This is a genomic window from Haemophilus sp. HMSC066A11 (assembly GCF_001811665.1).
GTDB classification, from domain to species: domain Bacteria; phylum Pseudomonadota; class Gammaproteobacteria; order Enterobacterales; family Pasteurellaceae; genus Haemophilus; species Haemophilus influenzae.
Window position 1 is genome coordinate 97,323 of the sequence record NZ_KV805856.1, and the last position, 15,590, is coordinate 112,912.

At 39.3% G+C, this 15,590-nt stretch carries 14 protein-coding genes and 1 other annotated feature; of the genes, 2 read left to right on the forward strand and 12 right to left on the reverse strand.

Annotated elements, in window-relative coordinates; all coding sequences use genetic code 11:
- Nucleotides 1-75: 75 nt before the first annotated feature.
- The 8 genes from hisIE to hisG form a co-directional block, all read right to left on the reverse strand.
- Nucleotides 76-741, reverse strand: coding sequence for a bifunctional phosphoribosyl-AMP cyclohydrolase/phosphoribosyl-ATP diphosphatase HisIE (hisIE, locus tag HMPREF2813_RS01645; protein ID WP_005649391.1), 666 nt, complete (start codon nucleotides 739-741; stop codon nucleotides 76-78).
- Nucleotides 741-1,517, reverse strand: a complete 777-nt coding sequence (gene hisF, locus HMPREF2813_RS01650) for an imidazole glycerol phosphate synthase subunit HisF (RefSeq protein WP_005652059.1) — start codon at nucleotides 1,515-1,517, stop codon at nucleotides 741-743. Before hisF ends, hisIE begins: the two co-directional genes overlap by 1 nt.
- On the reverse strand, nucleotides 1,499-2,248 hold the full coding sequence (gene hisA / locus HMPREF2813_RS01655; RefSeq protein WP_005649383.1) for a 1-(5-phosphoribosyl)-5-[(5-phosphoribosylamino)methylideneamino]imidazole-4-carboxamide isomerase: 750 nt from the start codon (nucleotides 2,246-2,248) through the stop codon (nucleotides 1,499-1,501). The genes hisF and hisA overlap by 19 nt, the downstream gene beginning before the upstream one ends.
- Nucleotides 2,249-2,283: 35 nt before the next feature.
- Complete coding sequence (hisH, locus tag HMPREF2813_RS01660) at nucleotides 2,284-2,883, reverse strand: imidazole glycerol phosphate synthase subunit HisH (RefSeq protein WP_005649382.1); 600 nt, start codon at nucleotides 2,881-2,883, stop codon at nucleotides 2,284-2,286.
- A gap of 65 nt (nucleotides 2,884-2,948) precedes the next feature.
- Nucleotides 2,949-4,037 carry a bifunctional histidinol-phosphatase/imidazoleglycerol-phosphate dehydratase HisB gene (gene hisB, locus HMPREF2813_RS01665; protein WP_011961666.1) on the reverse strand — a complete coding sequence of 363 codons (1,089 nt, stop codon included), beginning with the start codon at nucleotides 4,035-4,037 and terminating at the stop codon, nucleotides 2,949-2,951.
- A gap of 111 nt (nucleotides 4,038-4,148) precedes the next feature.
- Nucleotides 4,149-5,207 (reverse strand): histidinol-phosphate transaminase, encoded by a 1,059-nt coding sequence (gene hisC, locus HMPREF2813_RS01670; protein WP_011961667.1) that lies wholly within the window; start codon nucleotides 5,205-5,207, stop codon nucleotides 4,149-4,151.
- Between the two features lie 113 nt (nucleotides 5,208-5,320).
- Nucleotides 5,321-6,604 (reverse strand): histidinol dehydrogenase, encoded by a 1,284-nt coding sequence (gene hisD, locus HMPREF2813_RS01675; protein ID WP_005686954.1) that lies wholly within the window; start codon nucleotides 6,602-6,604, stop codon nucleotides 5,321-5,323.
- Between the two features lie 92 nt (nucleotides 6,605-6,696).
- A complete protein-coding gene (gene hisG, locus HMPREF2813_RS01680; protein ID WP_005686952.1) occupies nucleotides 6,697-7,608 on the reverse strand; it encodes an ATP phosphoribosyltransferase in 912 nt (303 codons plus the stop codon).
- Nucleotides 7,609-7,637: 29 nt separating this feature from the next.
- Nucleotides 7,638-7,774, reverse strand: a sequence feature (His leader region).
- A 281-nt stretch (nucleotides 7,775-8,055) separates the two neighbouring features.
- On the opposite strand from hisG, the gene HMPREF2813_RS01690 reads away from it, so the two are divergent.
- Complete coding sequence (locus HMPREF2813_RS01690; protein WP_011961668.1) at nucleotides 8,056-8,919, forward strand: YicC/YloC family endoribonuclease; 864 nt, start codon at nucleotides 8,056-8,058, stop codon at nucleotides 8,917-8,919.
- Between the two features lie 9 nt (nucleotides 8,920-8,928).
- Nucleotides 8,929-9,771 (forward strand): CAF17-like 4Fe-4S cluster assembly/insertion protein YgfZ, encoded by an 843-nt coding sequence (locus HMPREF2813_RS01695; protein WP_014550395.1) that lies wholly within the window; start codon nucleotides 8,929-8,931, stop codon nucleotides 9,769-9,771.
- A gap of 43 nt (nucleotides 9,772-9,814) precedes the next feature.
- Here the strand turns inward: HMPREF2813_RS01695 and serA are convergent, their stop codons facing one another.
- From serA to lon, 4 genes are all read right to left on the reverse strand, one after another.
- Nucleotides 9,815-11,047 carry a phosphoglycerate dehydrogenase gene (serA, locus tag HMPREF2813_RS01700; RefSeq protein WP_014550396.1) on the reverse strand — a complete coding sequence of 411 codons (1,233 nt, stop codon included), beginning with the start codon at nucleotides 11,045-11,047 and terminating at the stop codon, nucleotides 9,815-9,817.
- A 29-nt stretch (nucleotides 11,048-11,076) separates the two neighbouring features.
- Nucleotides 11,077-11,736 (reverse strand): ribose-5-phosphate isomerase RpiA, encoded by a 660-nt coding sequence (gene rpiA, locus HMPREF2813_RS01705; RefSeq protein WP_005662566.1) that lies wholly within the window; start codon nucleotides 11,734-11,736, stop codon nucleotides 11,077-11,079.
- A 102-nt stretch (nucleotides 11,737-11,838) separates the two neighbouring features.
- Complete coding sequence (gene hemW, locus HMPREF2813_RS01710) at nucleotides 11,839-12,990, reverse strand: radical SAM family heme chaperone HemW (protein WP_048946798.1); 1,152 nt, start codon at nucleotides 12,988-12,990, stop codon at nucleotides 11,839-11,841.
- Nucleotides 12,991-13,106: 116 nt separating this feature from the next.
- The gene (lon, locus tag HMPREF2813_RS01715) at nucleotides 13,107-15,518 is read right to left on the reverse strand and encodes an endopeptidase La (protein WP_014550398.1); all 2,412 of its coding nucleotides are present in this window, start codon (nucleotides 15,516-15,518) and stop codon (nucleotides 13,107-13,109) included.
- Between the last annotated feature and the right edge of the window lie 72 nt (nucleotides 15,519-15,590).

Genomic DNA, 15,590 nt, shown 5'->3' on the forward strand with positions numbered 1-15,590 from the left:
ACTGTATTTTACGATGATATTGAATTGCCCAAACAAATCTTCTAATTGCTCACTTAATATTGCCTGACAATTTTCTTATTTATTTCCTCCTTCTGGATGTAATCCAATCCCTTGATGGCGTTCTTGTAGTTTTGCGATAATTTCGTACCACTGAAGATCTTGATTGTGTAATAATACGGTTAAGTGATAGACCAAATCTGTAGCTTCAGAAATGACTTCTGCTTTATCTTGTGCGACCGCAGCCAAGGCAGTTTCCACACCTTCTTCCCCCACTTTTTGGGCGATTTTTTTGGTACCTTTTGCGTGTAATGTTGCAGTATAAGAATTAGAAGGATCTGCATTTTTCTTTTCTTTTAAATGTTGTTCTAATTTTATAAACCACGCCCAATTTGCAAATTGTTGCTTCTTGTTCTCTGATTGTGGAGAGGTAAATTGATGGAAGCAGCTGTATTCACCTGTGTGGCAAGTTGCCCCAATGGGATCAACTAAAATGAGCAAAGTGTCGTTATCGCAATCTAAGCTCATTTCTTCCACATTTAAAAAATTGCCCGAGATTTCTCCTTTTGTCCATAATCGTTGTTTGGTACGAGAGAAGAAAGTTACTTTACGTTCTTTGATGGTTTTTGTAAGGGCTTCTTCATTCATATAGCCAAGCATTAGTACCTCACGAGTACTTATATTTTGAATAATAACAGGAAGAAGACCATTAACTTTTTGCCAGTCTATTTTAGTAATATTCATTATTCACTCCGAATCTCGATGGCTGATTTCACAAGGTAGGATTTCAACTCGCCAATTTCAATAATCTGTTTATGGAATACGCTGGCAGCTAATGCCCCATCTACTTTTGCTTCAATAAAAGCATCACGAAAATGTACCATTTTACCCGCACCGCCAGATGCAATTAGAGGTACTCTACATACTCCTCGCACCAGCTTGAGCTGGGCTAAATCGTACCCGTTTCGTAAACCATCTTGATTCATCATATTTAGCACGATTTCTCCTGCACCGCATTGTTGTACTTCTTTTACCCAATCTAACAACTGCCAATGAGTTTGTCGGGTACGTGTTTCATCGCCTGTATATTGGTTTACCCAATACTTACCTGTTTCCTGTTCAAACCAACTATCAATACCTACTACAATCGCTTGTACGCCAAAGCGATCTGCTAAGCGAGAAATGAGCGTTGGATCAGCGAGAGCAGGGGAATTAATCGAAATTTTATCCGCCCCAAATGCAAACAATTTTTCCGCATCTTCAATGGTTTTAATCCCACCTGCTACGCAAAACGGAATATCAATTACCTGAGCGATTCGTTCTACCCAACTTTTATCCACAGTACGACCGTCTGATGAAGCCGTAATATCATAAAATACCAATTCATCAGCTCCTTCTTGCGCATAGCGTTGAGCAAGTGGCACAATATCGCCAATAATTTCGTGGTTACGGAATTGTACCCCTTTTACCACCTGTCCATCACGTACATCCAAACAAGGAATTATCCGTTTTGCCAACATTTGATTGCCTCCGAAAGCGTAAATTTTCCTTCTAATAAAGCTCGACCTACAATTACACCTGACACACCTGTGCCTTTTAGAGCCTCAATATCAGCCAGTGAACCAATCCCTCCAGAAGATTGAAACTGAATAGGTGGATATTTCTCACAAATTTCTTGATAAAGTCCAATATTTGAACCTGTCAAGGTGCCATCGCGTGAAATATCGGTACATAAAACTTGTTGTAAGCCAACCGTTTGGAAATCTTCGATCAACGTTTCTAATAGTACACCACTTTCTTCCTGCCAACCGCTAATCGCAACGATTTTCTGACCGCTTGCATTAATATTCACGTCTAATGCTAGAACAAATTTTTCCGCACCATATTTGATGAACCAGTTTTTTACCATTGAACGATGAGTTACGGCGGTTGAACCAATCACCACGCGATTCGCACCCACAGCCAATAAATCTGCCACATCTTGCTCTGTACGAATGCCTCCTCCCACTTGTACTTTACATTGTGTTGCTTCAACGATTTTTCCAATAAGTGCGGTTTGTCTTGATTGGGGATTTTTCGCTCCCGTTAAATCGACTAGATGTAGTTGTTTTGCTCCTTGACGTACATAATTATCAAATTGCTTAATTGGATTGTCAGAATAGGTGGTTTGCTTGGCATAATCGCCTTGGTGTAACCGCACAACTTGACCATTGATAAGATCAAGAGCAGGGATAATAATAGATTGTTTCATTGTGTTTGATCCTGTATGACTATATGATCTAGTGATTAAAACGGTACTTTTTCCACAAAATTTTTTAGCAACAACGCACCATTTTTACCCGAACGTTCGGGATGAAATTGTACACCGTAAAAATTCTCTTTCGCTATCGCAGCAGAAAAATTCACACCATAATTGCTTATTGCCACCGAATGTTCATTCGGGCTAACTGCATAACTATGCACAAAATAGAAGTGACTATTTTGCACAATACCATCAAATAACGGACAGTTTTTTACAAATTGCACGCGATTCCATCCCATTTGAGGTAACGGTAAACCCGTATCGGGAATTCGATTAGTTTTTCCGCTTATTAGGTTTAAGGTCGGCACATTACCCTCTTCGGAAAATTCGGTCATTAACTGCATACCCAAACAAATTCCTAGCACTGGTTGTGTTAGATTTTGAATGGTTTCGATCAATTGACGTTCTTGTAAATTATACATTGCTGCATTTGCAGTGCCTACGCCAGGTAAAATCAGCTTATCGGCAGATTTGATTTTATTGAGATCAAAAGTGATCTCGGTATTGTAACCTAATCGGTCAAAGGCGAATTTTACAGAAGAAAGGTTGGCACAACCTGTGTCTATAATCGTGATGTTTGTCATTTTTTTATCCTTTTACAATCGGTCGAATTTTGCAAAAATACGACAAAAATTAACCGCTCTTTCAACTATAAAACTCCTTTTGAACTTGGCATTTCATTTCCTTCAATCCGAATCGCCTGTCTTAATGTTCTCCCAAAGGCTTTAAATAAGCTCTCTATTTTATGATGATCGTTATTACCCGTGACATTTAAATGAAGCGTGGCAAGCATTGAAAATGCCAAAGATTGAAAGAAATGTTCAGTGAGTTCCGTACTAAAATCGCCCACTTTATCGCGTTTAAAGCAGGCATTGAATTTGATCCAAGGTCTGCCCGATAAATCTAAAGCACATTCTGCTTTACATTCGTCCATTGGAAGCACAAAGCCGAAACGGGCAATACCACGTTTGTCACCAATGGCTTGTTTCAGTGCTTGTCCAAGGGCGAGAGCGGTGTCCTCCACCGTGTGATGTTCGTCAATCCATAAATCGCCTTTACACTGCACGTTCATTCTAAACCCACCGTGTGTGGCGATTTGATCGAGCATATGGTCAAAAAAACCAACGCCGGTTTTGATTTCATTTACACCAGCTTCATCTAGCCAAACCTGCACTTTAATATCGGTCTCTTTAGTTTGACGAATTACTTCTGCAAAACGTGGCGGACGTTTGCCACAATTTGTGACCGTTTCCCCCAACAATTTTTCTGCAATCAGATCCCAATTCATTTTCTGTGGATCGTATTGAATAGCTCGAATACCTAGATTTTCTGCTAATTGCATATCGGTCTCTCGGTCACCAATGACAAAAGAGCGGTCAATATCGAATAAATTTTTACGAATATAGTGATCAAGCAACTTAATTTTTGGTTTGCGACATAGACAATTTTCTTCGGGCTTATGCGGGCAAATGAGTACTTCATCAAAGGTAATGCCCTGAGATTCAAATAATGCCATCATTACATTGTGGGGCTTATCAAAATTTGTTTGAGGAAAAGCGTCCGTACCAAGCCCATCTTGATTAGAAACTATCACAAAACGGTATTTCGCTTTCAGTCTGAGGAGTGCGGGAATCACTTTCGGTTCTAATTTTAGTTTCTCTAAACTGTCAATTTGGAAATCAGTTTTTGGTTCATCAATTAATGTGCCGTCTCGGTCGATAAAAAGAGTAGGTTGCATATTTTTCTCCGTGTATGTTATATGAATGGTATGAGGTTTATCATTTGCTTTATACAAACAGTATAAAACTAAATAATCTCGAATCGCTCTGTGACTTAAATCGGAGGTGGTTCATTTTACCTCCTTAATTGCTTCAACAACTTTCTCACACTCATTCCTTGTTCCCACAGTAATGCGAATACAATTTTGTAAATGCAATGTCTTATTCTGGTCTCTTAAAATAATTCCTTGTTCCCACAATGCCTTAAACACAGCTTGTCCGTTTTGACATTTGATCAACAGATAATTAGCTTCACTTTCATACACTTTTTCCACTTGATGTAAAACTAAAAGAGCTTTAGCAAGCCATTGACGATTGGAAAGAAGTTCTTGTGTGAGAGCTTGAACAGTGGCGATGTTCGCAGGTCTTAACGCTTGTTCCGCAAGATCAGCACTCGGCACAGGGATAGGATATGGAGCGATTACCTTACTTAGGATGTCAATTAGCTCAGGGTTTGCTAACACAAAACCACAACGCAATCCAGCTAAAGCAAAGGCTTTAGAGAGCGTGCGGATAATTGCTAAGTGCGGGTAATTTTTAAGCAAATTAATAACGCTTGCTTCAGGACAGAACTCAATATAGGCTTCGTCCACCACCACAATCGCTTTGCCTGCCGTGATTTGCAAAAGATCGAGTATATCTGATTGCTTGAGCAAATTACCTGTCGGATTATTTGGGCTGCATACAAAGACTACTTTTACATCATTAAGATGATTTTTGATTTCTGGCAAATTAAGCTGAAAATCGTCAGTTAAAGGCACGGTCTTACTTAGCACACCTGCCGTTTCAGCGCTCACTGCATACATTCCGTAAGTCGGAGGACAGAATAAAATGGCATCTTGTTTGGGTTCGCAAAAAGTGTGGATTATCAATTCAATGCCTTCATCACCGCCACGAGTAACGAGTACATTTTCAGTTGAAACGCCCGCATAATTCGCATAAGCCTGTACCACTCTTTGAGGCTGAGGTTCGGGGTAGCGGTTTAAATCCTTACCCGAAAGCTGAAATTTAGGCGAGGTTGGATATTCATTTGCATTCAGCCAAATCGTACCATTGCCGCCGAGTTTTCGAGCGGATTGATATGGCGTTAAGGCTTGTATATTTTGTCGGGATAAAGTTGTGATTGTCATTATTGTTTTCTTCCATTGTAAAATGTGCGAATTGTAATCATTCATACATATTTCGTATTGTTGTATGAAAATTTGACTGCTTACGTGTCGTGCTTAGATCTACAATTAATATCTTAGATATTGAGTTTCGCCAATCTTACACTTACTGCCATTTTATGTGCTGCCAATTGCTCAGCTTCTGCCATCACTTCCACCGTTTCAGCAAGGTTTTTAAAACCTTTTGGTGTGAGTTCTTGTACTGTCATTCGCTTACTAAAATCAGCTAATCCTAGACTAGAATAAGTTTTGGTGTAACCATAAGTAGGCAAAACGTGGTTTGTGCCACTGGCATAATCGCCCATACTTTCAGGCGAATATGCACCTAAGAAAATTGAGCCTGCGTTATCTAAATATGGTAATAATTTACGGGCGTTTTTTGTTTGCACAATTAAATGTTCAGGGGCATATTCATTGCTAATTTCTACCGTTTGTTCAAGGCTTTCTGCTATAAAAATACGGCTGTGGTTTAACGCTTTTCGAGCGGTTTCAGCACGAGGTAATAGAGCAAGTTGGCGTTCAATCGCAAGTGCGGTCTCTTTTGCCAGAGTTTCACAGGTCGCCACCAAAATCACTTGGCTATCTGCCCCATGTTCCGCTTGAGAGAGTAAATCGCTTGCCACAAATTCAGGATCTGCCGATTCATCTGCAATTACTAACACTTCTGAAGGTCCCGCTGGCATATCAATCGCCGTACTATTTTGTGCTACCTGACGTTTTGCTTCTGTCACAAATGCGTTTCCAGGTCCGAAAATTTTATCTACTTTCGCCACGCTTTCCGTGCCTTGAGCCATCGCAAAAACTGCTTGAGCACCACCTATAGAGTAGATAGTTTCCACACCGCAAAGATGAGCAGTGTAGAGAATTTCATCTGAGATCGGTGGCGGTGAACAAAGCACGATTTTTTTACAACCTGCAATTTTAGCAGGAATAGCTAACATCAATACGGTGGAAAACAGCGGTGCTGAACCACCCGGAATATAAAGCCCTACACAAGAAATTGGACGAGTCACAACTTGGCAACGCACGCCTTCTTGGATCTCTAGGTCAATTTCCTGATTTTGCTGTGCTTTGTGAAAGGCTTCAATGTTCGTTTTGGCTTGCTCAATCGCATTGCGAAGTTTTACAGAAATCCGACTACTTGCCGCTTGAATTTCATCTGCCGAAACAATGAGTTTATCTAACTTCACGCCATCAAATTTTTCACAGAGTTCAAATAACGCCCGATCGCCATTGTATGCCACATTTTCACGAATGGCATTAACTGCCTGCTGAATGTTTTTCCCATTTTGTTGGACTGGACGCATAATGACTTTGCGTTTTTCAGTTTCTGATAAATGATTCCAAATAATTGTTTGCATTGTTTATTTTCCTTTGTATCCGTAAAATGGATGATAACCCACCATTTTGAGATATTGATTATTTAAATGGTGAGTCAAAGCTCGCACTACATTTACTCCATCATCTTCTCAATTGGTAACACTAAAATTGAACTAGCTCCTGCCTCTTTTAACTGCTCCATTGTTTCCCAAAATAAATTTTCTTGGCTCACTACGTGCATTGCTACCCGAGTTGTATCACTGGCTAATGGTAAAATGGTCGGATTTTCAACGCCAGGTAAAAGCGCAGTGATTTTTTCAAGTTTTTCTTTCGGAGCGTGGAGCATAATATATTTACTTTCTGCTGCCTGCTGCACACCTTGAATACGAGTGAGTAGTTTATCCACAAGAGCTTGTTTAGTTGATTCAAGCGGTTCAGCACGCTGAATTAAACAAGCTTTAGAACGATAAATCACGTCCACTTCTTTTAAGCCATTTGCTTCAAGCGTTGCCCCTGATGATACTAAATCGCAAATCGCATAAGCAATACCCGCACTAGGTGCGACTTCTACTGAACCATTTAATAAACAACTTTTAAACGACACCCCATTCTCATTCATATAACGTTTGAGCAAATACGGGTAAGAAGTTGCAATACGCCTATTAGCAAGATCTTTCACATTCTCATAATGACAATCGCGATCAACCGCAAGTGATAGACGACAATCACCAAAATCAAGTTGGCGAAGTTTTTTGTATGTAACTGTTTCATTTGCTGCACGGCGACCAAGCTCTTCCTCTTCTAACACATTTTCGCCAATAATCCCAAGATCCACTACGCCATCAAAAATCAATCCAGGAATATCATCATCACGTACGCGAAGAATTTCAATCGGCAAATTTTCCGCATAAGCGATTAAACGTTGTTCATTCCAATTAATTTTCACGCCACATTGTTTAAGTAATATGGCACAATCTTGGCTTAAACGCCCTTTTTTTTGCAAAGCAATACGAAGGCGGTTTGGTTGCATTGTTGTGTTTGTCATAATGTTTTTCCTATTTTAAAGTTGAGATAAAAGAAAACCCCTCGAAAATTGCCTTCCGAGGGGTATTTATTGCTTTTACACTGATTTTTATCACACTCGGAAGATATTTTATTATCTTCCAAACATACAATCACGCCTGAAAGATAATCAGGTGTGGTGATGATGGTAAGTGCAGATAAAATTCATATTGTATATGCTCGCTCAAATGTTATTAGATTTTATATTGCCTTAAAAATACACTTTAAAATTAAAAAAAGCAATTTTTTTGAAAAAAATTGTGTTTTTAGTACATTTTTACTATCGTTAAAATTTATCAAAAATGTTTACTTAAGAGGTATAATTTTCCAGATTTTTATTGTGTTAATTTTCTTTTCCCTTTCTGTGTTCATCTCGTTACAATACTTAGCGAATCAACTAAGACAAAGCTAAGAGAAAATAGGAGAACTTATGATTTACAGTATGACCGCCTTTGCACGCCTTGAAGTGAAAAAAGATTGGGGTGATGCGGTATGGGAAATTCGTTCCGTTAATCAACGTTATTTAGAAAACTTTTTCCGTTTGCCCGAGCAATTTCGCGGATTAGAAAACACGTTGCGTGAGAAACTTCGTCAAAGTCTTACTCGCGGTAAAATTGAATGTTCTTTGCGCATTGAAACAAAAAAACAAACAAATGCAGAATTGAATTTAAATAAAGATCTTGCGAATCAAGTGATTCAGTCTTTGCAATGGATTAAAGCTCAGGCTGGAGAAGGGGAAATTAATTTGACAGACGTGTTGCGTTACCCCGGCGTGGTGGAAGCACAAGAGCAAGATTTAGATGCGATTAGTCAAGATTTATTGACAGCCTTTGATGATTTACTGACAGATTTTATTGCAATGCGTGGTCGTGAGGGGGAAAAACTGAACGATATTATTCAACAACGCTTAGATGCCATTGCTGTGGAAGCGGATAAAGTGCGGTCACAAATGCCAGCAGTTTTACAATGGCAGCGTGAACGTTTATTGCAACGTTTTGAAGATGCTCAAGTTAATCTTGATCCGCAACGTGTGGAACAAGAAATGATTTTACTCGCTCAACGCGTTGATGTGGCGGAAGAGCTCGATCGTTTACAAATGCACGTGAAAGAAACCACGAATATTTTGAAAAAAGGCGGCGCGGTTGGCCGTAAATTAGATTTTATGATGCAAGAGTTGAATCGTGAATCGAATACGCTTGCGTCTAAATCCATTAATGCCGATATCACGGCTTCTGCGGTGGAGCTAAAAGTGCTTATTGAACAAATGCGTGAGCAAATTCAGAATTTAGAATAGGAAAGCAGAATGTCTCAATTTATTTCTCTTACTCAATATCAGCTGATTGAAGTACAGGGTGCGGATGCAGAAAAATATTTGCAAGGGCAATTAACTTCTGATGTTGTGCGATTAGCAAGTGGCGCAACGACACTTACAGCTCACTGTGACCCAAAAGGTAAAATGAATGCAATTTATCGTTTGTTTAAAGTAAGTAGTGAACAATTCTTTTTACTCGTTAAGAAAGATATTTTGCCAAGCGGTCTGGATGCTTTGAAAAAATATGCGGTATTTTCAAAAGTCAGTTTTGATTTACGTGATTGGCAAATCATTGGCGTAATAGGTGAAAAATGTGGAAAAATTACACCGCACTTTTCATTAGAAATTGATGAACAACGTTCAATTTTATTGAATGAAAGTGAATTGCCCGTGAATTTTAATGGCGATGAAAAAATTTGGGAAGTAGCTGATATTCAAGCAGGATTGCCAAATTTAAGTCCGCAAACGCAAAATGAATTTATCCCACAAGCGTTAAATTTACAGGCTATTGAGCAAGCTATTTCTTTTACCAAAGGTTGCTATATCGGACAAGAAACTGTGGCTCGTGCGAAATATCGTGGTACAAACAAACGCGCAATGTTTATTTTTAAAGCGCAAACCCAGCAGGAAGCGGAAATTGGCAGTGAAATTGAAATGCAGCTTGAAGCCAATTGGCGTAAGACTGGTACGATTACAAGTGCGGTCAATTTAGACGGTGTTTTATGGTTGCAAGTTGTGATGAATAACGACATTGATTCAGAGCAACAATTTAGGTTGCTGAATAGTGAAATATTGTTAGAGCGAGTGCAGTTACCTTATTCGATTACTGAATAAGAAAGCAAAAAAAGATCAGGCATTAACCTGATCTTTTTTCTATTTAGTAAAGCACTCGCGCACGAATTGTGCCATCTATTTCCTTCAATTTCGTCAGTAATGGCGATGCGTCATTCGTTTCTACATCTACGACAACATAACCAATTTTCGGGTCAGTTTGTAAATATTGCGCTGCAATATTGAGGTTAGCTTCGACGAAAATTTGGTTCAGTTTGTTCAATATACCAGGACGATTTTCGTGAATATGCAATAAGCGTTTTGTTCCCTCGTGTTCTGGTAAAGAGACCTCTGGGAAGTTTACCGAAGAAAGGGTTGATCCGTTGTCTGAATATTTGACAAATTTGCCTGCCACTTCAAAACCGATATTTTCTTGTGCTTCCGCTGTTGAGCCGCCGATATGTGGCGTTAAAATCACATTATCAAATTCACGTAACGGCGAGATAAATTCTTCATTAATTGAAGCGGGCTCAACGGGGAATACATCAATTGCGGCACCCTGAAGTTTCCCATCTTTTAAGGCTTGAGCGAGAGCATCAATATCTACCACTGTGCCACGCGCAGCATTGATCAAAATTGCACCTTGTTTTAATTGTGCGATACGCTCAGCGTTCATTAAGTTTTTGGTAGAGGGCAGTTCTGGCACATGTAATGAAACCACATCACAAGAACTGAGTAATTCTTGAAGGCCACGAAGCTGTTTAGCATTGCCAAGCGGAAGTTTATTTTCAATATCGTAGAAATATACATCCATGCCCAATGATTCCGCAATAATACTTAATTGTGAACCAATGTGGCCGTAACCAATAATTCCTAGTTTTTTACCCCGCACTTCATGAGATCCAGTCGCTGATTTATTCCAGACGCCACGATGTACTTCGGCATTAGCTTGTGGCACATTGCGCATAAGTAATAAAATCTCGCCTAATACTAGTTCTGCGACGGAACGAGTGTTTGAGAATGGGGCATTAAATACAGGAATTCCACGCACTTTTGCTGCATTTAAATCCACTTGGTTGGTACCAATACAGAAACATCCCACAGCAATTAATTTGGGTGCGGCCTCAATCATTTCTGCCGTTAAATGGGTGCGAGAACGCAAGCCGATAAAATGTGCATCTTTAATGGCTTCTTTTAATTCATCGCCATCTAGTGCTTTTTTATAGTAATCAATATTGGTATAGCCTGCCGCATGGAGCGTATCAAGTGCGCTTTGGTGCACACCTTCAAACAATACAAATTTGATTTTTGATTTGTCTAGAGAGACTTTGTTTGTCATGTTTGCTTCCTTATGATTTTTATTATGAATTAGTCAATAACTTTGGCACCCTCAGGCGTCCCGACGATCACAACATCTGCACCACGTAACGCGAATATCCCATTAGTGACGACACCTGCAACGTTGTTTAATTCTTTTTCCATTTCGACTGGATTTAAAATACTGAAGTTGTGTACATCTAAAATCACATTGCCGTTGTCAGTCACCACCCCTTCACGATATTCAGGTGAGCCACCAAGTGCGGCTAATTTTCTGCCTACTTGTGAGCGTGCCATAGGAATCACTTCAACTGGTAATGGGAAAGTTGAACCCAACACATCCACTTGCTTACTTGAATCCACAATACAAATAAATTTTTTCGCTAATGCAGCAACGATTTTTTCACGAGTGAGTGCTGCACCGCCGCCTTTAATCATCATTTTTTGTGGATTGATTTCATCCGCACCATCCACATAAATATCTAAGCTAGAGACATCATTTGCATTAAATACTTCGATACCTTGCTTACGTAATAATTCTTCTGATTCTTTTGAAGCCGCAACGGCACCTTGAATTTTATCTTTGATTGTACCTAAAGCTTCAATAAAGCAGTTCACTGTGGAGCCACTTCCCACCCCAACAATCGTATCTGCTTTTACATATTGTAATGCAGCTTGTGCGGCGAGTTTTTTCATTTCTAATTGATTCATTTCTTTTCCTTATCTTAATAAGTAAACGATTGTGTTACTTTATTACGAGAGTATTTAATAAACAAGTGTAATTTTTCAGCAATGAGAGGTTTAACGGATGAACTATGATTCCGTTAAAAATAATTCCAAAAGTTCATTGAGAAATAACTTGCCGTGTTCAGTGATTTGCCAAGAATCAGCGTTTTCCACAATATAGTTTTGTTGAATGGCAAAATCAATTTGATTTTTCACCGCACTTTGCGACAAGCCTGTGTAATCTTCAAATTCTTGTTTGGGTACCGCTTCTAACAAACGAAAGCGATTCATAAAAAACTCAAAAGGGCGGTCAATTTCTGGCACGTTTTTTTCTTCGTAAAGATATTCGCCACGCAAATAACCTTTCGGGTGCTTGGTTTTAGAAAAGCGAGTAATCTCGCCAGTCGGAAACGTCAATTTCCCGTGTGCGCCACAGCCAATGGCTAAATAATCTCCAAATCGCCAATAATTCAAATTATGTTTACATTGAAAACCTGCTTTTGCGTAAGCTGAGGTTTCATATTGCTGGTAGCCTGCCATCGTTAAAAGTTGGTGACCTTGCTCAAAAATGTCCCAAAGTGCGTCATCATCTGGCAATTTAGGTGGTCGGTAAGCAAACATCGTATTTGGCTCAATAGTGAGCTGATACCAAGAAATATGGGGAGGAGATAGCTCAATTGCTTGACGAAGATCATCTAAGGCTTCTTCCAACGTTTGGTTCGGCAAACCGTGCATTAAATCTAAATTGAAACTTTTTAGCCCAGAAACTTTCGCTAAATTGACCGCACTTTTTGCCTCTGCTGCATTATGAATCCGCCCAAGACGTTGTAATTTATCATCATTGAAACTTTGAATTCCCATAGAAATTCGCGTAATGCCTGCTGAAACATAACCTTTAAAGCGTTCAGCTTCTACCGTGCCAGGATTCGCTTCTAATGTGATTTCAATATTATCTTCAAAATCAATCTGTTTTTTTATTTCTTTTAAGAGATACGCAATGCTTTCTGCCGAGAACAAACTTGGTGTACCGCCACCAATAAAAATTGAATGGAGTTTTCGTTGTTGAATAGAATCTTTAAAGCGTTGCAAATCAGCCTGCAAATCTTGCAGAAGATGATAAATATAGTCTTGTTCTGGTATATCGCCTTTTTGTGTGTGCGAATTAAAATCACAATAAGGGCATTTTTGAACGCACCATGGAATGTGTATATAAAGGGAAAGTGGAGGAAGTTTTGGCATTGTGTTATTAACAAGTTTTCAATTTGGAAAAGTATAAATTAACCTTGTGTAAAGATGAAATTATCATCTCTAAAATCAATAAAAGGGCTTGTTTTCACAAGCCCTAAAACATTCAATTAATTGACCGCTCTTTCTGATTTACTCGTCACTTTACGGCGTGGTGCTTTAGGTTTAGCCTTCACTTTAACAAACTCAATGCCCTCTGGTGGATTTTCCAATGCAAAACCAAGCACTTCATCAATGGTTTCTACCGCATGAATTGCAAGATTTTGTTTTACGTTTTCTGGAATTTCTTCAAGATCTTTAACGTTCTCTTTTGGAATTAATACGGTTTTAATTCCGCCACGATGTGCTGCAAGAAGTTTTTCTTTTAATCCACCGATTGGTAATACTTTACCACGTAAACTGATTTCTCCCGTCATTGCCACATCAGCACGCACAGGATTACCTGTTAAACAAGAAATTAATGCAGTACACATTGCAATACCTGCACTTGGGCCATCTTTTGGTGTTGCACCATCTGGAACGTGAATGTGAATGTCACGTTTTTCGTGGAATTCAGCATTGATACCCAATTTATCCGCACGAGCGCGCACAACGGTCATTGCCGCTTGAATGGATTCTTTCATCACATCGCCTAATGAACCAGTGAAAGAAAGTTTTCCTTTGCCCACAACAGAGGCAGTTTCAATAGTGAGTAAATCGCCGCCCACTTCTGTCCAAGCTAAACCAGTCACTTCACCAATGCGGTTTTGCGTGTCAGCTTTACCAAATTCAAAACGTTTTACGCCAAGATAATCGTGCAGATTATCTGAATTTACCGTGATAGATTTAAGTTTTGGATTTACTAATAAATTTTTCACGGCTTTACGGCAGATTTTTGAAATTTCACGTTCTAATCCACGTACGCCCGCTTCACGTGTGTAATAGCGGATAATATCTAAAATTGCACTTTCTTCTACGGTAAGTTCGCCTTTCTTCAAACCATTACGTTCAATTTGTTTTGCTAATAAATGGCGCATTGCGATATTAAGTTTTTCATCTTCTGTATAACCAGAAAGACGAATAACTTCCATACGATCCAATAATGGGCCTGGAATATTCATAGAGTTTGATGTTGCTACAAACATCACATCAGAAAGATCATAATCCACTTCTAAATAGTGATCGTTAAATGTGGTGTTTTGCTCAGGGTCTAATACTTCAAGCAATGCTGATGCAGGATCACCTCGCATATCGGATGCCATTTTGTCGATTTCATCAAGCAAGAATAATGGATTTTTTACGCCCACTTTTGCCATCTTTTGAATTAATTTACCTGGCAATGCACCAATATAGGTTTTACGGTGACCACGGATTTCTGCTTCATCACGCACGCCGCCTAATGCCATACGTACATATTTACGACCAGTAGCATTGGCAATAGACTGACCAAGAGAAGTTTTACCTACACCTGGAGGGCCAACTAAACAAAGAATCGGGCCTTTCACTTTGTTTAAACGCGCTTGTACTGCTAAATATTCAAGAATGCGTTCTTTTACGCGATCTAAACCATAGTGATCGGTATCTAAAACTTGCTGTGCTTTAACAATGTCTTTTTTCACTTTAGAACGTTGATGCCAAGGCACTTGGATCATCCATTCAATATAACTGCGTATTACCGTTGCTTCAGAAGACATGGCTGACATCATTTTAAGTTTTTGTAATTCATTTTCTACTTTGTCGCGTACATCAGCTGGCATGCCTGCCGCTTCCACCTTTTGATGCAGTTGTTCAACTTCATCAATGGTATCTTCATTTTCGCCACCATCCATTTCTTTACGAATGGCTTTAATTTGCTCGTTCAAATAATAGTTACGCTGGCTTTTCTCCATTTGTTTTTTGACACGACCGCGAATCCGTTTTTCCACTTGGAGAATATCAGCCTCTGCTTCCATCATACCAAGCAAATATTCTAAACGTTCTTGCACATTAGCGAGTTCTAACGCATTTTGTTTATGGCGAATGCTTACAGGGAGATGGGCAGCCATTGTGTCAGCTAAGCGATCAACATCATCAATACGTTGAAGGGCATTGAGAATATCTGTAGGCACTTTTTTGTTGAGGGTAAGATAATTTTCAAACTCAGAAAGTACCGCACTTTTTGCCACCACTAACTCTTTTTCATCGCCATAAGTGGTTTCGATAGGGGTAATTTGGGCGGAAAAGCACTTTTCGCCGTCTTCAAGACTGTTAATTTTCGCGCGATTTTGACCTTCAACTAGCACTTTTACTGTGCCATCAGGTAATTTTAATAACTGAATAATGTTAGCAATGGTACCCACATCAAATAAATCTTCAGGGGTAGGTTCTTCCAAATCAGCTTCTCTTTGGGATACCAAAAGAATCTGTTTGTCATCGTTCATCGCTTCTTCAAGGGCATTAATTGATTTTACGCGCCCTACAAAAAGTGGCATCACCATATAAGGAAAAACGACAACATCGCGTAATGGCAATACGGGCATTGTACGTTGGGTATTCTTCGCCATAATTGGTCTCTCTTATAATTTCGTTCCGATAATTTGGGTAAATATTGGGGTAGGGAAAAAGGAATTCAAGGA